Origin of the sequence: Methylobacillus draconifructus, from assembly GCF_045984355.1 — a bacterium.
GTDB classification, from domain to species: Bacteria; Pseudomonadota; Gammaproteobacteria; order Burkholderiales; family Methylophilaceae; genus Methylobacillus; species Methylobacillus flagellatus_A.
The window spans coordinates 296,289-314,633 of the sequence record NZ_JBJQII010000005.1; the positions used below are offsets into that span (position 1 = coordinate 296,289).

The following is an 18,345-nucleotide window of genomic DNA, read 5'->3' on the forward strand; positions in this document are numbered from 1 at the left end:
AATACTTCTGGCCTGTTCCTTGCTTGATAAGCAATGTGTGACATTGCAATCTGCAAGAAAGGAATGGTGCCTCATGAAAAGCTTCTGGACATTATGCTGTATCGCCGGCCTCAATCTCCTCAGCACACCGGCCATCGCAGCCTCCGAGCAACAACTGCAAGTCGAGCCGGTGCTGCGCAGCGTCAAGGCCTGGGATGGCAAGAACTACGCCAATTACCCGGGCGGTAAGCCGGAGCTGAGCGTGTTGCGCTTTACCATTCCGCCCAACACTTCCCTGCCATGGCATAGCAATCCTGTGCCCAATGTCGCCTATATCCTTTCCGGCGAAATCACCGTGGAAAAGCATGGCACCGGCGAAACATTGCACCTCGGCCCAGGGCAGGCGCTCCCCGAAATGGTGCATGCCGTGCACCGTGGTTATACAGGCGATAGCCCTGCGGTATTGATTGTGTTCTACGCGGGCGGCGAAGGCATTCCATTGCTGGAAGAGCAATGATCGAAGCAGTACAAGGCAAAGAGTATAACTTCAGGAAATTTTATCAGCTGTCCTAGATATTTATTTTAGTGTTACTCCAGCCAGATCAGGCTTGCCATACGGCCTGTGGCCTGGTCGCGGCGGAACGAGAAAAAACGCCCGGCATCATGATAAGTGCATAGGCCCCCGCCGTAGGTTTCTGTCACGCCGACGTTCGCCAAACGCTGCCGCCCTAGCTGGAAAATATCGCCCAGCCATTTTCCGGCAGGAGCGCGCTTGAAGGCCTGCTCAGCCCTTGCGTCCTTTGCAATGAATGCCCTCCTCACCTCATCACCCACCTCGAAGGCGTCAGGCCCGATGGCCGGGCCCAGCCAAGCCAGCAGGTCGCTGCCGTGCTTACCCATTTCGACGACCGTCTTCTCTATCACGTCATCCAGCAGGCTGCGCCAGCCCGCATGCACAGCAGCCACGATGGTGCCTGCCTTATCGCAGATCAGCACAGGCAGACAATCCGCCGTCATGACGGCACATACAGTGCGCCGGGTGCGGGCAAAAGCGGCATCGGCATCAGGCGCGCAGCTGGCGATACCTGCATCCACCACCGTGATGCCATGCACCTGGTTGAGCCATACCGGCTCCGTTGGCACATAGCGGTTCAGGCGCTGGCGGTTGGCTGCCACATCCAGCGGCGCATCACCGACATGCATCCCCAGGTTCAGGCTGTCGTAAGGCGATTTGCTGATGCCGCCTGCCCGCGTGGTTTGCAACGCCCTGACATTGGCCGGCGCGGGCCAATCTGGAACAATCAAGTCTTGGTCATTCAGCATCCTCGTCCTCCTCGAACCAGTCATCCCCTTCATCGTCGTCATACTCGTAGGCGAATTCGTCGTCATCCACGTAGAACGCATCCGCTTCTTCCGGCGGCACGTTTTCGGCGCGGATCGCTTCCAACAGCACCTTCATGTCGGCGGCAAGCTCGACTTGCCACTCCATCGGTTCGCCGGTCGCAGGATGCTTGAGCCCGAGCCGGATGGCATGCAACGCCTGGCGCTTGAAATCGAGCAATACGGTCCTGAGGTTGTCCGAAATATGGCGTAGCGGCAGAATGCCGCGTATGCCGTAGACCGGATCGCCGACGATGGGCGCCTTGAGGTGCTGCATGTGTACGCGGATCTGGTGCGTGCGCCCGGTTTCCAATAGGCAGCGCATGTAGGTATGCACGGAAAAGCGGTCCAGCACTTCATAATGGGTGACCGCGGGCTTGCCCATGCGGTTCACTGCCATCTTGGTGCGAGCGTGCGGATGGCGGCCGATAGGCTGGTCCACCTTGCCGTTGCGCCACACCTGCCCCCAGACGATGGTGCGGTACTCGCGCTTGACGGTGCGCGCCTGCAATTGCCTCACCAGGTTTGTTTGCGCAGCCAGCGTCTTGGCAACGACCAGCAGGCCGCTGGTATCCTTGTCCAGCCGGTGCACGATGCCGGCCCTGGGCACGTCCTTGAGCTGCGGCACATGATAGAGCAAGGCATTGAGCAAGGTGCCGCTCCAGTTGCCCGCCGCAGGATGCACCACCAGGCCGGCAGGCTTGTTGATCACCAGGATATGCTCGTCCTCGAACACCACGTCCAGCGGAATGTTTTCCGGTTCGAAAGCCGATGCCTCCGGCGCCGCTTGCGGCGTGATCTGTACCTGCTCCCCGCCCCATACCTTGAACTTGGCTGTGGGGGTTTCTTCGGCAATGGTGACTAACCCATCCTTGATCCAGCCTTGGATGCGAGAACGCGAGTGTTCCGGCATCAGGCGTTGCAGCGCCTGGTCCAGGCGCATGCCCCCAAGCTCCTGGGTAATTGTGAGAGTAATAGGCGTTGCGGTGTTGCTCATCGGTTATAATCAATCATGATGCGCTGCGCCAAGGCAGCGGCATTGTGTTAAACGGCACCCACAACCTTAATCATGGATTTTGTAAATGAAGCATAGTTTAACGTTAATTGCAGTACTCTGGCTCACAGGCTGCGCGATTTTCGGCTCGCCGACGGAGCTGGATGAAACAAAGGGCTGGCCGGTGCAGCGTATCTACGCCGCTGCAGTGGAAAACATGACCACCCGCGACTATGAAAAAGCCATCAAGTATTTCCAGATACTGGAGTCCCGTTATCCGCATGGCCGCTATGCCACCCAGTCACAGCTTGAAGTGATTTACGCGCATTACAAGAAAAACGACCCTGCCGCCACGATGGCCGCGGCAGACCGCTTCATCAAGCTGCATCCCAACCACCCGAACGTGGACTATGCATACTACATGAAGGGCCTGGCCACCTTCAACGAACGCGGCGTCATCGAGAAACTCACCAAGCAGCAAATCAGCGACCGCGACCCCAAATCGTTGCGCGAATCATTCCTTGCCCTCAAGGAGCTGGTGAACCGCTTCCCCAACAGCCGCTATGTCAAGGACGCCACCTTGCGCATGAGCTATCTGGTGAATTCGCTCGCCCAGCATGAGCTGCACGTCGCCCGCTACTATATGAAGCGCCAGGCTTACGTGGCTGCGGCCAACCGCTGCAAATATGTCATGGAGTTCTACCCCGACACGCCCCATATCGAGGAAGCCTTGGTAATCCTGATCAGCGCCTACGACGCCATGAACATGGATGACCTGCGCGACGACACCAAGCGCGTGCTGGCACAGAACTATCCCAACAGCCCCATGCTCAGCAACAATGTGCCTAAGGACGAACGTGTCTGGTGGAAGTTCTGGGAAAGCCTGCTGTAGGGCAATTAACAAAACGCTTCCGGCGTTGTTGCCCTGCCTTGCCGTACTCTGCTTTTACTGTCTGCGGCAGGAGCGCCTAGCCAAGTCTTTTCGCTAAGTTTTGTCAGACGCTTTTAATACGCTCACATAAAAACATGGCCGGGCATTGCCCGGCCAATAATTCGCTAACTCTCTTTCCTAGCAGACATTCAATCTACTTCTTGATTGCTGCCGGCTTTCTGACATTCCGTGCATTTGCCACTACGCCAGGCTTTTTCTTCACCTTGCGCCCTTGATCCTCGTTCTTCCGTGCATTCAAGGCGGCACGTTCCGCAGTCTTGCGCCTGCGCATGCTCACGATGCCCTCTCCCTGCTTGCGTTCTTCCGGCTCGGCAAAAGGATTGTTGCCCTGGTTGAACTGCACCCGCAGCGGCGTGCCGGTCAATTGAAACGCCTTGCGGAATATCCCGGCAAGATACCGCCTGTAACTGTCCTTGATGCCATCCACATGGTTGCCGTGGATCACCACGATAGGCGGGTTGCTGCCACCCTGGTGCGCATAGCGTAGCTTGGGGCGTATGCCCTTGCTGATCGGCGGCTGGTGCTGCATGGTCGCATCCTCGAGAACGCGGGTCAGCTGCGGGGTTGAAAGCTTGGCCATGGCAGCCTTGTAGGCGCCATCCACGGAGCTGAACAGTTCATTCAGGCCTTTCTTGCGCAAGGCGGAAATATAGTGGAACTTGGCAAAATCGAGGAATTGCAGCTTGCGGTCGATCTCGCGCTTGATCCACTCGCGCTTGTCCTCTTCCAGGCCATCCCACTTGTTCACGGCCACTACCAATGCACGGCCGCTGTCGAGGATGTAGGCCGATACGTGCGCATCCTGCTCGGTGATCCCTTCCTGTGCGTCTACCACAAGGATGGCGACGTTGGCTTCCTCGATTGCCTGCATGGTCTTGATCACGGAAAACTTCTCAACCGCCTCGAACACCTTGCCCCGTTTGCGCACGCCTGCCGTGTCGATGATGGTGTAACGCTTGCCGTTGCGATCAAGGTCCAGATAGATCGAGTCGCGGGTAGTGCCGGGCTGGTCGAATGCGATGACGCGCTCTTCGCCGAGCAATGCATTGACCAAGGTGGATTTGCCTACGTTCGGGCGCCCGACGATCGCCACCTTGGGCACCTGGTTCACCTTGGCCTCTTCTTCCTCATCCGGTTCAGGGAAATTTTCCAGGGCCAGCTCGACAAGGTCGCGTACGCCCTCGCCATGGGCCGAAGAAATGGACAAGGGATCGCCCAGGCCAAGCTCGTGGAACTCGGCACTGGCAATCGCGCGCTGCATGCCTTCCGTCTTGTTGACGGCCAATAAGATAGGGCGCTGGCTCTTACGCAGCCGCTCGGCAATCACCTTGTCTTGCGGCGCAAGGCCGTTGCGTCCGTCCACCAGGAAAATCACCACGTCGGCTTCATCGATCGCCAGCAATGTCTGGCGCGCCATTTCCTTGAGGATGCCGCTATCCACCAATGGCTCGAAACCACCCGTATCCACGACCAGGTAGGGTTTGCTTCCCACCACGCCGCGGCCATAGTGCCGGTCGCGCGTCAGCCCCGGCAGATCTGCCACCAGTGCGTCGCGGGTTTTGGTCAGGCGGTTGAACAGGGTCGACTTGCCCACATTGGGCCGGCCTACGAGGACAATCGTTGGCAGCATCATTGCGGAACTACTGAAACGGCATACAGGCCGCCCTTGCGGGTCTGGACCAGGAAACCATTGGTGCCGATCGCCACCGGCTGCGGCATGATGGCACCTTTTTCCGTTTGCAGCCTGGCAACAAAATTACCTTCATCCCGATCCATGAAATGGATATAGCCCTCGACATCGCCCACGGCCACTACGCCGCCCATGGGCAGCGGCGCACTCAGCAGGCGGTTCTTGAGATCGGGCTGTCGCCAGAAAGTACGGCCGCTTGAATAATCAAGCGCAAACACGGCGCCGGTCGCATGCGAGACGTACACGCGGGCATCTTCCGCCCCCAGGCCGGTATAGCTGGAAATGTCACGATTCCAGGTGACCCGCCCGGTCGTACGCTCGACGGCTGCCACACGGCCTTGATAGGCGACTGCATATACCAGCGGGCCATCCACGACCGGCAGGCTGGTAATGTCGGCGATACGCTCCAATTCCGTCGTTCCCTTCGGCAAGGCCACCGATGCCTCCCACAAGGTCTTGCCGTCCTCGGCTCGCAATGCGACAAGCTTGCCGCCCGCAAAACCCGCATAGACAGCGCCGTCGGCAATAGTCACGCCTGCACTGCTGCGCAGTGTCAGGGTTGGGGTCGCGCGCTCGTATACCCATTTGCGCGCGCCGTCCTTGGCATTCAAGCCAAAGATCCGGCTGTCGCCGCAACGTACCACCACTACGCCGTTATCCACTTGCGGAGCGCTCAAGACCTCGCTGCTGACCTTGGACTTCCACAACAACTTGCCGTCGAGGTCGTATGCCAGCACATAGCCCTTGGGCGTCCCGACCAACACCAATTGGCTACCCAGGCCGACGCCGCCCGTCAGGGCTTCCCCGGCATTGATTTTCCAGACCTGCTTGCCGCTGATGGCATCGAACCTGGCAATTTCGCCATTGCCGCTTGCAGCATAGACAGCGCCTTCAGACGCTGCCGGAATAAAATCCGCCAGGCCCGATTCGCCCAGTTTGGCAGACCAGACTATCCTCGGCTTCAAGGTAGGCTTGAAATCGACCAGCTCTGCTGGCGGATCCGCCTGGTCACGCCCGAACATGCGTTCGGATATATCGGTCTTGAGGTCGGTAATCGTAGTACAACCGCCCAATACCAAGGTAGCGGCGACCAGCAATGAAATTGAACGCAAACTTAGCTCCACTTATTAAGCTTTAATCACTTAGCTGCCGAGTGCTTCCAGCTTGTGCTCGGTATATTTGTAGTAGTCGCCTTGCGTATCCAGCTTGGCAAGCGCATCCTTGTAAGCGGCCTTGGCATCGTCGGTCTTGCCTTGCGCCACGAGTACATCGCCCTTCAGGTCGGCAAACAATCCGGCATAGCCTTCGTCGTGCTTTTCAGACAAGGTCTTCAACGCCTCGTCGTAGGCTTTTTCCTCGTACTGGATCGAAGCCAGCTGCAGCAATGCAATCGCCCGCACCGCATCTTCCTTGGCGTTCTTGGACGCCCATGTCAACTGCGACTTGGCGCTTTCCAGGTCCTGTTCCTGGTAGTTGAGCTTGGCCACGGCCACGGCTGCGCGGCCCGCGTATGGCGTGGAGGAATATTTATCGATCAGCTCGGCAGACAGCGCGCGGATCTTGGCGGCATCCTTGATATCGGTATTGGCCATGTTCTGGTATTGCACGGAAGCAGCTGCGGATTGCTGATGCTGGTAGTACTTCCAGCCTTCATAGCCGCCAAAACCGACCAAGGCGATTGCCGCCACGCCGGCCACGAGATTGCCATTGCGCTTCCACCAGCTCTTGAGTGCATCCAGCTGATCCTGTTCTTCCAAATCGTATGCCATGCTCTTTCCTAAAATTACGCAGCCAAGGACTTGCGTCCAGGGATAGAATTCAACAAATTACGGGTATAGTCCTGGGTCGGCGAATCGTAAATACTCTCCACCTTCCCCTGTTCCACAATGCGCCCCTTGTACATGACGGCGACATCATCCGCGATATGACGCACCACGCGCAGGTCATGGCTGATGAAGATATAGCTCAGCTCCATTTCCTGCTGCAGGCTTTGCAACAACAACAAAATCTGCGCCTGGATCGATACATCCAGCGCAGAAACCGGTTCATCGCACACCACGACCTTGGGCTGCAGCACGAGCGCCCGGGCAATCCCGATACGCTGGCGCTGGCCGCCGGAAAACTGGTGGGGATATTTATTCATGTCGGCAGCGCTCAGCCCTACCCGCTCCAGCATTTGCACGACCTTGTCCTGCTGTTCTTGTGGCGTGCCGATTTCGTGAATCACCAGCCCTTCCGCCACAATGTCGCGCACTTTCATGCGCGGGTTGAGCGAGGCGAACGGATCCTGGAAAATCATCTGCAAGTGCCGGCGTTCGCGCCGCAAGGCGTTGCCCGAGAATCCTGCCAGGTTATTGCCCTGAAAAATAACTTCGCCGCTGTCCAGGGGCTGCAATTGTAACAGACAACGCGCCAAAGTGGATTTGCCGCTGCCGGACTCGCCCACGACCGCCAGCGTGCTGCCAGCCCGCAATGAAATGCTCACGTCATCCAGCGCCTTGACCTTGGTGCTGCCAAAACCGAAACGCCCGCTACGCTGGGTATAGGTTTTGTTGAGTCCGCGGGCAAGCAGGATATATTGGTCCGGTGCGGTGCTCATCAGGCGGCTCCTGCCTGCAACCAGGCATAATCGATAGGCTTGAGCGGCTTCTTGCCGTCGGCATCGGGCACGCAGTCAAGCAAGGCGCGGGTGTAGGGGTGTTGCGGAGTTTGCAGCACGGTCTGCACCGGCCCTGATTCCACGATCTCGCCGCGGAACATGACCACGACGTTGTCCGCAATATCGGCCACTACGCCGAAATCGTGCGTGATGAACAGCATGCCCATGTGCATGCGCGTCTTGAGGTCGTCCAGCAACTTGAGGATTTGCGCCTGCACCGTCACATCAAGCGCAGTCGTCGGTTCATCGGCAATCAGCATGGCAGGCTCGCACGCAATGCTCATGGCGATCATGACGCGCTGGCGTTGGCCGCCGGACAACTCGTCCGGATAACTGCCGGCGCGTTCGGGCGGGATGCCCACCTGCTGCAACAAACCGGCAACGCGCGCCTTGAGGGCTGCGCCACTCAGCTTGAGATGCTGCGCCAGGCTTTCGCCTATCTGATAGCCGACAGTCAATACGGGATTGAGCGAAGTCATGGGCTCCTGGAAAATCATACCGATTTCCCTGCCGCGGATTTTCTGCAGCTGTGCATGGCTGGCCTGTGCAATATCACGGCCCTTGAAATGGATGCTGCCGCTTTTCAACTGCAATTGATCCGAGAGCAAGCCCATGACGGCCAACGCCGTCAGGCTTTTACCGCTTCCGGACTCGCCCACGATACAAGTGGTCTTGCCGGCTTCCAGCGCAAAGGAAACATGCTTGACCAGCAAACGCTCGGGCTCGGCCCTGGGAGCAATGGTCAGGTTTTCAATGCGCAGCAGTTCGGTCATGTATGCAATGCCTCTATGGCCTGGGACAGGGACATTCTGCGTTGCTCGCCACTTTCGCGCAATGGTTTCAGGCAAACCTCGCCCGCGGCGGCCTCGTCGTCGCCTAGAATCAAGGCGTAAGGGGCGCCGCTCTGGTCGGCTTTCTTCATTTGCGACTTGAAACTGCCGCCCCCCGCATGCAGGTTCACGTTCAAGCCGCTGTCACGCAAGGCTTCCGCAATAGGCAAGGCTGCCTTGCCCGCCGCATCGCCGACATTCACTAAGTAGACATCGGGGCTGTGAACCACTTCAATGCCGCACTCCTGCATCAGCAGGAAGACGCGCTCAAGACCGATACCGAAGCCGCACGCCGGGGTTTCCTTGCCGCCCAGGCTCTGCACCAGGGTGTCGTAGCGGCCACCGCCAGCAATGGTGCCTTGGCTACCCAGCTTGTCCGTAACCCATTCGAACACGGTACGGTTGTAGTAATCCAGGCCGCGCACCAAGCGGGTATTCAATACCCAGTTGACGCCGAGCTGCTCGAGCCGGCTGGTGACCCCGTCGAAATGCGCCCGGCTTTCCTCGCCGAGGCTATCCAGCAATTTGGGAGCGGCCTCGATAATAGCCTGCATCGCCGGGTTCTTGCTGTCGAGGATGCGCAAGGGGTTGGCATGCAGGCGCCGCTTGGCGTCATCATCCAGGATGTCCGCATGCTGCTCGAAATAACGGATCAGCACCTGGCGGTATTCGGCTCGTTCCGATGCATCGCCAATGGTGTTCAGTTGCAGCTCGACTGCGTCCGCAACGCCAAGCTCGCGCCAAAGCCTTGCCAGCATGGCAATCTGCTCGGCATCGACATCCGGCCCAGTATAGCCGAACGCTTCGGCGCCGATCTGGTGAAACTGGCGCTGGCGGCCCTTCTGCACGTTCTCATGCCGGAACATCGGCCCAATGTACCATAGGCGCTGCGGCCCATTGTAAGTCAGGCTATGCTCGACCACGGCACGCACGCATCCGGCCGTACCCTCGGGACGCAAGGTCAGGCGGTCGCCATTGAGCTTGTCCTCCCAGGAATACATTTCCTTTTCGACGATATCGGTGTGCTCGCCTACGCCGCGGATGAAAAGCTCGGTCGGCTCGACGATAGGCAGGCGGATATTGCGGTAGCCGTACTGGGCCAAGACGCGCCTGGCGCCGTCTTCCAACCGCTGCCAAAGCGCGGTATCCGCTGGCAGGATGTCGTAGAAACCCTTGATGCTTTGAAACTTATCGGACATAGATGCTTGATTCAGTGTTATTTTCTAGATTGCCTTGAGCGGAATGGTTTTCAGGCCCTTGCTCGATTCCTGCTGGCGCAAGCGCCCGCCCTCGGCATAATTGACGCGCACGTATTCTTCCACGATCACCTTGAAGTCGTCGGCGATGCCCTCGCCCTTGAGGGTCACGGTTTTCTCGCCGTCGACATAGACGGGGGCGACAGGCACTTCCCCTGTTCCCGGCAGGCTGATGCCGATGTTCGCGAGCTTGGATTCGCCGGGGCCGTTGACGACGCAACCCATCACGGCCACGCTCATGTTCTCCACTCCGGGATACTGGCTGCGCCAGACCGGCATTTGGTCACGCAGGTAACGTTGAATTTTCTGCGCCAACTCCTGGAAAAACGTGGAAGTCGTCCGCCCGCATCCGGGGCAAGCGGTCACCAATGGGGTGAATGAACGTATGCCCATGGTCTGCAGGATCTCTTGCGCCACCACCACCTCCTTGGTACGTGGCTCGCCCGGTTCCGGGGTGAGCGACACCCGAATGGTATCTCCTATTCCATCTTGCAACAGTACAGACAAGGCGGCAGTGGACGCCACAATCCCCTTGGAACCCATCCCCGCCTCCGTCAACCCGAGGTGCAGGGGATAATCGCAGCGGCTGCCTAGGTCGCGGTATACCTTGATCAGGTCCTGCACGGCGCTTACCTTGCAGGAAATGATGATACGGTCGCTGGGCAATCCCAGGTCTTCCGCCTCTGCCGCATTCTCCAGCGCCGACTGGATCAGCATCTCGCGCATCAGGGCATCCGCCGTCAATGGCGCGGCACGCTTTGAGTTTTCATCCATCATGCGCGCCATCTTGGCCTGGTCCAGGCTGCCCCAGTTGACGCCGATGCGCACAGGCTTGTTGTAGTCGATCGCCGCCTTGATCATGGAGGAAAACTGCTCATCGCGCTTGGAGCCCTTGCCCACATTGCCCGGGTTGATGCGGTATTTTGCCAGCGCTTCCGCGCAATCGGGATACTGCGCCAGCAAGCGGTGGCCATTGAAGTGGAAATCGCCCACCAGCGGAACATTACAGCCCATATCGTCAAGCTGTCGCCGGATCGCGCCCACCTGCGCGGCGGCCTCCGGCGAATTTACGGTAATGCGCACGACCTCCGAGCCCGCGCGCCAGAGCTCATGCACCTGCTGCACCGTGGCTGCGGCATCAGCGGTATCGGTATTGGTCATGGACTGCACCACCACCGGGGCACTACTGCCCACCGGGACATGACCGATCATCACTGTCTTGGTGGTACGCCGACTGAGAGTTTGATATCCCAAGACGCTACTCCAGTGTCAAGCGGGCCACGTTGACCTTGGTATAAGGGACAAGATCAACAGGCTGGTTATTGTATTCAAGCTTGGTACCAGCGGTATTGCCGATCACGATCCTGAACGGCGGCCTGCCAGCAATGACTTCCTCGCTGTTGGCGGCCAAGGTCTTGTTCACGATTTGCTTGCCGCTGCCATCCGCGATGCTGATCCAGGTCGCCTCATCGACTGAAAACTTGAGGCGTGCATCGCCTGCGGCCGGCTGGGACTGCGTATTATCGCCCGGCGCTGCCTGCGGAGCTGGAGCAGGCTGGACAGGAGGGACCGAAGCCTCTGCCGCGGGCTGTATCTCTTGGGTTGGAACAGGGGCCGCAGGTTGCGCTGGCGATGCAGGCGCCTCTGACGAGGTTGGCGGCACGGAATCTGGCGAGACAGGGTTTTCCACCACGCGTTCACTAGCAGCCTCACCCTCGTTACCCAGGAGGCCGACAACAGGCGCCTCCGGCAATCCGGCGCCGGGATCATGCTTCTGGAAGAAGTCGACATAGAGCACCCAGCCGGCCAGCAACACGACAAGCAATACCCCAAACCAGACATAGGGACGCCATGAGGTGCCGGCCTCGCCGGAAATGACGATATTGGCCGATGGGATGCTGATCGCCTGGCTATCCTGCACGGGCACATATTGACTGTAGACGCGCAATAAAGGAGCCGCGTCGATATTGACCAGGCGCGCGTAGTTGCGGATGAAGCCCCGCGTGATCACAGCTTCTGGCAGCACAGCGAAATCGTCATTTTCCAGCGCCTGTACCTGGCGTAGGCTCAGTCGCAGGCGGTTTGCAATATCCTCGGCCCCCAAGGCAAGGTTTTCCCGCGCGGCAACCAAGGCTGGCCCGATACGGTCGATATAGGTTGGCGCTGCCTGTATTTCCTGTTCAGGAGAATCTTGCTCACTCATCATTACTGTCCTGACAATAATTGTTTTGTCTGCTCGGAGTTGGGGAACTTCCTCCTCAGCTGCAAGGCATAGCTGGCTTCGCTGTCACGGTCCCCGGCTTCACGCGCAAGCTTGATGCCCAACCATAACATGTCGGCGGTAGGGCTATTGCTTTCCAGTGCAGGGTTCAAGTAATTGCGTGCAGCCCCATACTCTCCCCGGCTGTGGGCAATCACCGCCAACTGATAGCCAGCCTGGAATAGTTGCGGCTGCAATTGCAAGGCATGTTGCAGGTAAAGCTCGGCCTGCTTGATATCCTTCTTGCGCAACAGGCAGGTTCCTGCATTCATGTAGGCCACGCCTGGCGTGACATAGAGCGGATTCTTTACGGCTTCGGTGAACTGGGCAATGGATTCGTCGATACGGTTGCGCGCGCAGAGAAAACTGCCGTAATTGTTGCGGGTCTCCGAACTTTTCGGATCCAACTGCAATGCCTTGCGGAAGGCCGTATCGGCTTTCTCATCCTCGCGCAACGCGCCATAGACCAAGCCGAGACCGTTATACGCAGGGGCATAGAAAGGATTGATCTGCGCGGCAAGCTCGAACTCCTCCAGCGCTACCGCAATCTGGTTCTGGGCATAATAACCGGCGCCCAGCTCGGTATGCACACGGGCTCGCTCGCGGCTTGCTTCGGTATCCTGCTTGGTTTCAGTGGCAGCACATGCAACAAGCAGCAACCCGGCGGCCATCACCAGGCAATTCCTCACGCAATGGCCTCCACCTTGATGCGGCGCAACGAGCGCTTGGTCTTGTCGTGCACCTTGCCGGCCAGCTGGCCGCAGGCGGCGTCAATATCCTCGCCGCGCGTCTTGCGTGTCGTGACAATATAGCCGGCCTGCATGAGGATATCGCGGAAGCGGCGGATATTGTCCGGCTTGGAAGTGCCATAGCCGCTATTGGGGAATGGGTTGAACGGGATCAGGTTGAACTTGCATGGCACGTCCTTGACGATATCCAGCAACTGCTTGGCATGCTCGACCGTATCGTTGACGCCATCCAGCATCACATATTCGAAGGTGACGAAATCGCGCGGCGCTTTTTCCAGGTAGCGCTGGCATGCCGCCATCAGCTGTGCAATCGGGTATTTGCGGTTGATCGGCACGATCTCGTCGCGCAACGCGTCATTGGGGGCATGCAGGGAAACGGCCAGCGCCACAGGGCACTCCTCGCGCAACCTGTCCATCGCCGGCACCATGCCCGAGGTGGACAATGTCACGCGGCGGCGGCTCAAGCCGTAGGCCGAGTCATCCAGCATGATGTTCATGGCCGTCACCACATTGTCGAAATTGGCCAGCGGCTCGCCCATGCCCATCATCACCACGTTGCTGATGATGCGCTCTCCCTTGGGATCGCGCCCCAGCGCCTTGTTCGCCACCCACAATTGCCCGATGATCTCGGACACGCTGAGGTTGCGGTTGAAACCCTGGCGCCCTGTCGAACAGAACGTGCAATCCAGCGCACACCCCACCTGCGAGGAAACGCATAACGTGCCGCGCTCGTCCTCGGGGATGAACACGGTTTCGACGCCATTGCCTGCGCCTACGTCAATCAACCACTTGCGCGTACCGTCTTCCGATATTTGCTCGAGATGGACTGACGGCGGCACAATCACGGCCTCCTTGGCGAGCTTTTCACGCAGCGCCTTGGCAATATCGGTCATCTCCCCGAACTCGTTCACGCCAAAATGATGCATCCAGCGCATCATCTGTTTGGCGCGAAACGGCTTCTCGCCAATACTCTGGAAGTATTCGGCGAGCGCTGCCTGGTTGAGATTGAGGAGATTGACCGTCATGCGCTATACCTTAGCGGCTGTAAACGTTGGACTGTGCGAAGAAATACGCAATTTCGTTCGCGGCATTTTCCAGGGAGTCGGAACCGTGCACGGCGTTGGCGTCGATGCTGTCGGCAAAGTCGGCGCGGATGGTGCCTGGATCGGCCTTCTTCGGGTCGGTAGCGCCCATCAGCTCACGGTGCTTGAGCACAGCATTCTCGCCTTCCAGCACTTGCACGACGACGGGGCCGGAGATCATGAACTTGACCAGGTCGTTAAAGAAAGGACGCTCCTTGTGAACAGCGTAGAAACCCTCAGCATCAGCCTGAGACAGTTGCACCAGCTTGGAAGCGATGATCTTGAGGCCGGCATCTTCAAAACGGGTGTAGATCTTGCCGATCACGTTCTTGGCAACTGCATCGGGTTTGATAATGGATAGGGTACGTTCAACAGCCATGATGACTCCAAAGATAATTATTTGATAAAAACAACTACGGAAAGACCGATAAAATAACATTTTAGCGGCTTAAAATAAAGCTGAGGCGCAATATTTACCGCGTATTTACCCTGCAAAAACCAGGGACTTACCTCAGCAAGTATCGACATGCATGGTGACAAGTTCGCGACACTTCACTCCTCAGGCAAAATAAATTGGCACTCTCACAAAAAACCCGCCATTGGCGGGCTTGGTCAAGCTTGCTGCAGACTGCGTTGCCTGCGCGCCTCATATAGGCAGATGCCGCTAGCCACCGAGACATTCAGGCTCTCGACCGAACCGAACATCGGGATGCTGATCAAGCTGTCGCAGGTTTCCTGGGTCAGTCTGCGCAGGCCTGTACCCTCCGCTCCCAGCACCAATGCCAAAGGGCCTGACAAGTCGGTAGATGGCAAGTCTGCATTGGCTTCCGCCGCAGCCCCGACAATAAACACGCCTGCATCTTTCAGTTCACGCAAAGTTCTCGCCAGATTAGTTACTGCAATAAAAGGCACTGTTTCCGCCGCACCGCAAGCCACCTTGCGCACTGTGGCATTCAAGCCGGCAGCACGATCCTTGGGCGCGATCACCGCATGTACCCCCATGGCATCCGCCACCCGCAGGCAGGCGCCAAGGTTATGCGGGTCTTCCACGCCGTCCAGCACCAAGAAGAATGGCGGCTCCTTGAGGTCGGACTCCAGAATGTCGTGGATATCCTTGTAAGGAATGGGCGTATCCACCACCCGCGCAATCACGCCTTGATGCCGGGCATTGCCGCCTGCTATCCCATCAAGGCGGGCCCGTTCCACCTGCATCACCCGCACATTGGCATTTTCTGCCATATGCAATAAATCCTTCATCCTCGCATCCACCCTGTCCTTGTCGATCAGGATTTCCTGAATGCTCGTCCCATGCTGGCGCAAACGGCTCAATACGGCATGAAAGCCAAACAAAATACGTGCATCACTCATTCAATCAACTAGCTTTCTTCTTGGTTGTCACTTTGGCGCGGGATTTGCCGCTGCTTGCGCGAGGCGGTTTCGTCCTTGCCTTTTTCACCGCTGGTTTTGCAGCCGCCTTGCGCGCCTTGGGCTTGCTCACTACCTCCTGCACCAACGCCTCGATCAGCGGCGCTGCTGCTTTGGCAGCGGCAGGCTGGCGGCGTTTAGGTTTTTCCGCCACGGGTTGCGTCGCTGCCTTCATAGCCTCCGTTGCCGCAACCGGCTTGCCGCGGCGGCGCCTGGACGATTCCTTGGGAGCGTCGGGGGCGGATGATGCCTGTATTTGGTCCTCCCTGGCAACTAATCCGAAGTCCACGCGGCTGGTTTCAAGGTCCACGCGGTTCACCTTGACGCGCAGCCTGTCTCCCAATCGGAAGCGGACGCCGGTCCTCTCGCCCAGCATCTCATGCCTGATCTTGTCGTAATTGAAATAGTCGTTCCCCAGCTCGGTCACATGAAGCAGGCCTTCCACATAGACACCGTCCAGGGCCACGAACAGCCCGAAGCTGGTGACCCCTGCCACAGTGCCGTCGAACTCCTCGCCGATCTTGTCCTGCATGTAGTAGCACTTGAGCCAAGCTTCGACGTCCCGTGTCGCATCATCGGCGCGCCGCTCGGTCATGGAGCAATGCTTGCCCAGCTCCTGCCAGTCTCCCGCCTTGTAGGTTTCACCATTCAGCGCCGCCTTGATGGCGCGATGGATGAGCAGGTCGGGATAACGGCGGATTGGCGAGGTAAAGTGCGCATAGGCCTCATACGCCAGGCCGAAATGGCCGATATTGTCAGGGCTGTATACCGCCTGTTGCATGGAGCGCAGCAATACGGTTTGCAACAACTGCTCGTCGGGGCGCCCCTTGATCTGGACCAGCAATTTGCCATAGTCTTTGGCATGCGGGGTATCGCCGCCGCCCAGGGTAAAGCCGAACTCGCCCATGAAGGTACGCAAGGCTTCCAGCTTTTCCTCGGTCGGGCCGTCATGGATACGATACAAGGCAGGATGCTCCCGCTTGCCGAGAAAATCCGCGGCACACACATTGGCGGCCAGCATGCACTCCTCTATCAGGCGATGCGCCTCATTGCGCGAAGTAGCCTCGATACGCTCGATCTTGCCGTTGTCGTTGAACACCATCAGGGTTTCATTGCTTTCGAACTCGATCGCGCCGCGCTTCTCGCGCGCCGCCAGCATGACCTTGTACAACTTATATAAATGCTGCACATGCGGCACCAGCCAGTCATATTCGCGCGCAACCTCGCCCTTCGGGTTGCTGATCATGTCAAACACTTTGGTGTACGTCATCCGCGCCTTGGAGCGCATGACGGAAGGATAAAATTTGTATTGCTTGATGCTTCCCGTATTGCTTATCTGCATGTCGCAAATCATGCAAAGCCGGTCCACGTCGGGGTTAAGCGAGCAAAGCCCATTGGACAAGGCTTCCGGCAGCATGGGAATCACACGTCGCGGGAAATAAACGGAATTGCCTCGCTCATACGCATCCTTATCGAGACCGTCGCCCGGCCTGACGTAAAAACTGACATCCGCGATCGCCACCACCAGCCGCCATCCCGTTCCCTGAGGTTCACAGTAGACCGCATCATCAAAGTCGCGCGCAGTTTCACCATCAATCGTGACCAGAGGTAATTCGCGCAAGTCGATACGCACCTTCCAATCAACGGCACGTACCTGCTTGGGATACTTCTGCGCCTGCTTGAGCGCAGCCTCGGAAAACTCATACGGCAGATGGTGCTTGCGCAGGGCAATCTCGATTTCCATCCCTGAATCGGCATAATTGCCAAGCACCTCAATCACCTTGCCTACCGGCTTGGCATGCGGCGATGGCTGCTCGGTCAGCTCCACCGTCACCACCTGGCCGTCCTTCGCCCCCATGTCGAGGTGGTAGGGAATCAGGATATCCTGGTTCACGCGCTTATCCTCTGCCGCAACGATGGTCACCCCATGGCTGCTGATCACACGACCGACCAGCGTCTTGGTCGAGCGCTCCAGCACCTCGACAATCCGCCCCTCCGGCCTGCCCCTTCTGTCCGTCCCGGCAGGACGCACCATGACGCGGTCGCCATGCATCACCTGCGACATCTCACGCGGAGAAAGAAACAAGTCGTCGCCCCCGCCATCGGGAATGAAGAAGCCAAACCCATCAGGGTGCCCCTGCACCTTCCCCGGAAGAAGATTGACCTTTTCCGCAATACACAAGGCGCCCTTGCGGTTCTGGATAATCTGACCATCGCGCTCCATCGCCCCTAAACGGCGCGCAAAAATTTCCTGTTCGGATTTCTTGATGCCGACCAACTGATAGAGCTGCTCCACCGTCACAGGAACACCCTGCTCCTCCATCACCGATAAGATAAACTCTCGGCTGGGCAAGGGGTTGGCATATTTCGCCAGCTCACGCTCGGCATAAGGATCATTCGCCCTGGGGGCTCTGGACTTGCGCTGGGGAGCGGCTTTTTCCATATTTGTTTTTCTAATCTGATTTTTTTTCGTTGACAAAGTATAGCTTTCCTATAAAATGCGCGGCTCATCGATATTCGATGCCCAGATGGCGGAATTGGTAGACGCGCTAGGTTCAGGTCCTAGTGGTGGAAACACTGTGGAGGTTCGAGTCCTCTTCTGGGCACCATCCAGATACCTCTTTTCTATTTGCATTCAGCAAGTTAGATAAATTTCCAGCTTCGTAGTGTGGTACTTTTGTGGTACTTTCTATGAAAACATTGCTGGGGAATTTTCTTTTCGTGTCCATTAAGTTTGTGTATACCCGTGGTAAGACTTGTTATTACCAGAGAAAGATTCCAAAAGATTTATTACAGCACTACGCTGCTACGCATATCAAAATAAATCTTAAGACAAATGACCCCAGCATAGTAGCCCGTAAAGTCCAAGCTCTAAACTTCCAACATGAGAGCTTATGGGAAGCTATGCGGAAAGACCCCAGTATATCACCCCCTGCTCTCAGGGAGTCCGCCCGATTACTTTTTGAATCGCCCCTACTATCCTAGACAGTCGCCAGCCCCTCGAAATAACGCTTTTCATACTCTACTGGCGATAGGCCATTATTGAAACTGTGTCGACGCCTAGGGTTGTAAAACATTTCGATGTAATC

General features: G+C 57.8%; 19 protein-coding genes and 1 tRNA gene. 4 read left to right on the forward strand and 16 right to left on the reverse strand.

Annotated features, from left to right (window positions below):
• Positions 1 to 73 precede the first annotated feature (73 nt).
• On the forward strand, positions 74 to 496 hold the full coding sequence (locus ACJSDX_RS12610) for a cupin domain-containing protein (protein WP_407994981.1): 423 nt from the start codon (positions 74 to 76) through the stop codon (positions 494 to 496).
• A 71-nt stretch (positions 497 to 567) separates the two neighbouring features.
• On the opposite strand, the gene pgeF is transcribed toward ACJSDX_RS12610, so the two are convergent.
• Together pgeF and rluD are read right to left on the reverse strand one after the other, a co-directional pair.
• Positions 568 to 1,302 (reverse strand): peptidoglycan editing factor PgeF, encoded by a 735-nt coding sequence (pgeF, locus tag ACJSDX_RS12615; RefSeq protein WP_407994982.1) that lies wholly within the window; start codon positions 1,300 to 1,302, stop codon positions 568 to 570.
• A complete protein-coding gene (rluD, locus tag ACJSDX_RS12620) occupies positions 1,292 to 2,356 on the reverse strand; it encodes a 23S rRNA pseudouridine(1911/1915/1917) synthase RluD (RefSeq protein ID WP_407994983.1) in 1,065 nt (354 codons plus the stop codon). The genes pgeF and rluD overlap by 11 nt, the downstream gene beginning before the upstream one ends.
• Before the next feature lie 85 nt (positions 2,357 to 2,441).
• On the opposite strand from rluD, the gene ACJSDX_RS12625 reads away from it, so the two are divergent.
• On the forward strand, positions 2,442 to 3,245 hold the full coding sequence (locus tag ACJSDX_RS12625; RefSeq protein ID WP_407994984.1) for an outer membrane protein assembly factor BamD: 804 nt from the start codon (positions 2,442 to 2,444) through the stop codon (positions 3,243 to 3,245).
• Positions 3,246 to 3,438: 193 nt separating this feature from the next.
• Here ACJSDX_RS12625 and der read toward each other — a convergent pair whose 3' ends face one another.
• The 13 genes from der to rnr all read right to left on the reverse strand — a co-directional run bounded on the left by der (position 3,439) and on the right by rnr (position 17,699).
• Positions 3,439 to 4,935, reverse strand: a complete 1,497-nt coding sequence (gene der / locus ACJSDX_RS12630; RefSeq protein WP_407995008.1) for a ribosome biogenesis GTPase Der — start codon at positions 4,933 to 4,935, stop codon at positions 3,439 to 3,441.
• Positions 4,935 to 6,107 carry an outer membrane protein assembly factor BamB gene (gene bamB / locus ACJSDX_RS12635; RefSeq protein ID WP_407994985.1) on the reverse strand — a complete coding sequence of 391 codons (1,173 nt, stop codon included), beginning with the start codon at positions 6,105 to 6,107 and terminating at the stop codon, positions 4,935 to 4,937. The genes der and bamB overlap by 1 nt, the downstream gene beginning before the upstream one ends.
• A 30-nt stretch (positions 6,108 to 6,137) precedes the next feature.
• Complete coding sequence (locus tag ACJSDX_RS12640) at positions 6,138 to 6,764, reverse strand: YfgM family protein (RefSeq protein ID WP_407994986.1); 627 nt, start codon at positions 6,762 to 6,764, stop codon at positions 6,138 to 6,140.
• 14 nt (positions 6,765 to 6,778) lie between these two features.
• A complete protein-coding gene (locus ACJSDX_RS12645; protein ID WP_407994987.1) occupies positions 6,779 to 7,594 on the reverse strand; it encodes an ATP-binding cassette domain-containing protein in 816 nt (271 codons plus the stop codon).
• Positions 7,594 to 8,427 (reverse strand): ATP-binding cassette domain-containing protein, encoded by an 834-nt coding sequence (locus ACJSDX_RS12650; protein WP_407994988.1) that lies wholly within the window; start codon positions 8,425 to 8,427, stop codon positions 7,594 to 7,596. Before ACJSDX_RS12650 ends, ACJSDX_RS12645 begins: the two co-directional genes overlap by 1 nt.
• Positions 8,424 to 9,683, reverse strand: coding sequence for a histidine--tRNA ligase (gene hisS / locus ACJSDX_RS12655; protein WP_407994989.1), 1,260 nt, complete (start codon positions 9,681 to 9,683; stop codon positions 8,424 to 8,426). The genes ACJSDX_RS12650 and hisS overlap by 4 nt, the downstream gene beginning before the upstream one ends.
• Before the next feature lie 24 nt (positions 9,684 to 9,707).
• Entirely contained in the window at positions 9,708 to 10,994 is a 1,287-nt protein-coding gene (ispG, locus tag ACJSDX_RS12660) for a flavodoxin-dependent (E)-4-hydroxy-3-methylbut-2-enyl-diphosphate synthase (RefSeq protein WP_407994990.1), read from the reverse strand.
• 4 nt (positions 10,995 to 10,998) lie between these two features.
• On the reverse strand, positions 10,999 to 11,946 hold the full coding sequence (locus tag ACJSDX_RS12665) for a helix-turn-helix domain-containing protein (protein ID WP_407994991.1): 948 nt from the start codon (positions 11,944 to 11,946) through the stop codon (positions 10,999 to 11,001).
• Positions 11,946 to 12,689, reverse strand: a complete 744-nt coding sequence (gene pilW / locus ACJSDX_RS12670; RefSeq protein WP_407994992.1) for a type IV pilus biogenesis/stability protein PilW — start codon at positions 12,687 to 12,689, stop codon at positions 11,946 to 11,948. The genes ACJSDX_RS12665 and pilW overlap by 1 nt, the downstream gene beginning before the upstream one ends.
• Entirely contained in the window at positions 12,686 to 13,774 is a 1,089-nt protein-coding gene (rlmN, locus tag ACJSDX_RS12675; RefSeq protein WP_407994993.1) for a dual-specificity RNA methyltransferase RlmN, read from the reverse strand. The genes pilW and rlmN overlap by 4 nt, the downstream gene beginning before the upstream one ends.
• A gap of 10 nt (positions 13,775 to 13,784) precedes the next feature.
• Positions 13,785 to 14,210: a nucleoside-diphosphate kinase gene (gene ndk / locus ACJSDX_RS12680; RefSeq protein ID WP_407994994.1), complete on the reverse strand. Its 426-nt coding sequence runs from the start codon at positions 14,208 to 14,210 to the stop codon at positions 13,785 to 13,787.
• Positions 14,211 to 14,443: 233 nt separating this feature from the next.
• Positions 14,444 to 15,199 carry a 23S rRNA (guanosine(2251)-2'-O)-methyltransferase RlmB gene (rlmB, locus tag ACJSDX_RS12685; protein WP_407994995.1) on the reverse strand — a complete coding sequence of 252 codons (756 nt, stop codon included), beginning with the start codon at positions 15,197 to 15,199 and terminating at the stop codon, positions 14,444 to 14,446.
• Positions 15,200 to 15,203: 4 nt separating this feature from the next.
• Positions 15,204 to 17,699, reverse strand: coding sequence for a ribonuclease R (gene rnr / locus ACJSDX_RS12690; RefSeq protein WP_407994996.1), 2,496 nt, complete (start codon positions 17,697 to 17,699; stop codon positions 15,204 to 15,206).
• 79 nt (positions 17,700 to 17,778) lie between these two features.
• Here rnr and ACJSDX_RS12695 point away from each other — a divergent pair.
• Together ACJSDX_RS12695 and ACJSDX_RS12700 are read left to right on the forward strand one after the other, a co-directional pair.
• A tRNA-Leu gene (locus ACJSDX_RS12695) sits at positions 17,779 to 17,865 on the forward strand.
• Between the two features lie 82 nt (positions 17,866 to 17,947).
• Positions 17,948 to 18,241 carry a DUF6538 domain-containing protein gene (locus tag ACJSDX_RS12700; protein ID WP_407994997.1) on the forward strand — a complete coding sequence of 98 codons (294 nt, stop codon included), beginning with the start codon at positions 17,948 to 17,950 and terminating at the stop codon, positions 18,239 to 18,241.
• Here the strand turns inward: ACJSDX_RS12700 and ACJSDX_RS12705 are convergent.
• Positions 18,238 to 18,345: IS3 family transposase (locus tag ACJSDX_RS12705; RefSeq protein ID WP_407995009.1), on the reverse strand; the 108-nt coding region annotated here is incomplete at its 5' end. The genes ACJSDX_RS12700 and ACJSDX_RS12705 overlap by 4 nt on opposite strands.

Coding starts and splice junctions, on each gene's coding strand:
- ACJSDX_RS12640 (WP_407994986.1), bottom strand. CDS start 6,764: ATGGCATACGATTTGGAAGAACAGGATCAGCTGGATGCACTCAAGAGC.
- ACJSDX_RS12645 (WP_407994987.1), bottom strand. CDS start 7,594: ATGAGCACCGCACCGGACCAATATATCCTGCTTGCCCGCGGACTCAAC.
- rluD (WP_407994983.1), bottom strand. CDS start 2,356: ATGAGCAACACCGCAACGCCTATTACTCTCACAATTACCCAGGAGCTT.
- rlmN (WP_407994993.1), bottom strand. CDS start 13,774: ATGACGGTCAATCTCCTCAATCTCAACCAGGCAGCGCTCGCCGAATAC.
- ACJSDX_RS12610 (WP_407994981.1), top strand. CDS start 74: ATGAAAAGCTTCTGGACATTATGCTGTATCGCCGGCCTCAATCTCCTC.
- rnr (WP_407994996.1), bottom strand. CDS start 17,699: ATGGAAAAAGCCGCTCCCCAGCGCAAGTCCAGAGCCCCCAGGGCGAAT.
- ACJSDX_RS12665 (WP_407994991.1), bottom strand. CDS start 11,946: ATGATGAGTGAGCAAGATTCTCCTGAACAGGAAATACAGGCAGCGCCA.
- ACJSDX_RS12625 (WP_407994984.1), top strand. CDS start 2,442: ATGAAGCATAGTTTAACGTTAATTGCAGTACTCTGGCTCACAGGCTGC.
- ndk (WP_407994994.1), bottom strand. CDS start 14,210: ATGGCTGTTGAACGTACCCTATCCATTATCAAACCCGATGCAGTTGCC.
- rlmB (WP_407994995.1), bottom strand. CDS start 15,199: ATGAGTGATGCACGTATTTTGTTTGGCTTTCATGCCGTATTGAGCCGT.
- pgeF (WP_407994982.1), bottom strand. CDS start 1,302: ATGCTGAATGACCAAGACTTGATTGTTCCAGATTGGCCCGCGCCGGCC.
- ACJSDX_RS12700 (WP_407994997.1), top strand. CDS start 17,948: ATGAAAACATTGCTGGGGAATTTTCTTTTCGTGTCCATTAAGTTTGTG.
- ACJSDX_RS12650 (WP_407994988.1), bottom strand. CDS start 8,427: ATGACCGAACTGCTGCGCATTGAAAACCTGACCATTGCTCCCAGGGCC.
- hisS (WP_407994989.1), bottom strand. CDS start 9,683: ATGTCCGATAAGTTTCAAAGCATCAAGGGTTTCTACGACATCCTGCCA.
- der (WP_407995008.1), bottom strand. CDS start 4,935: ATGCTGCCAACGATTGTCCTCGTAGGCCGGCCCAATGTGGGCAAGTCG.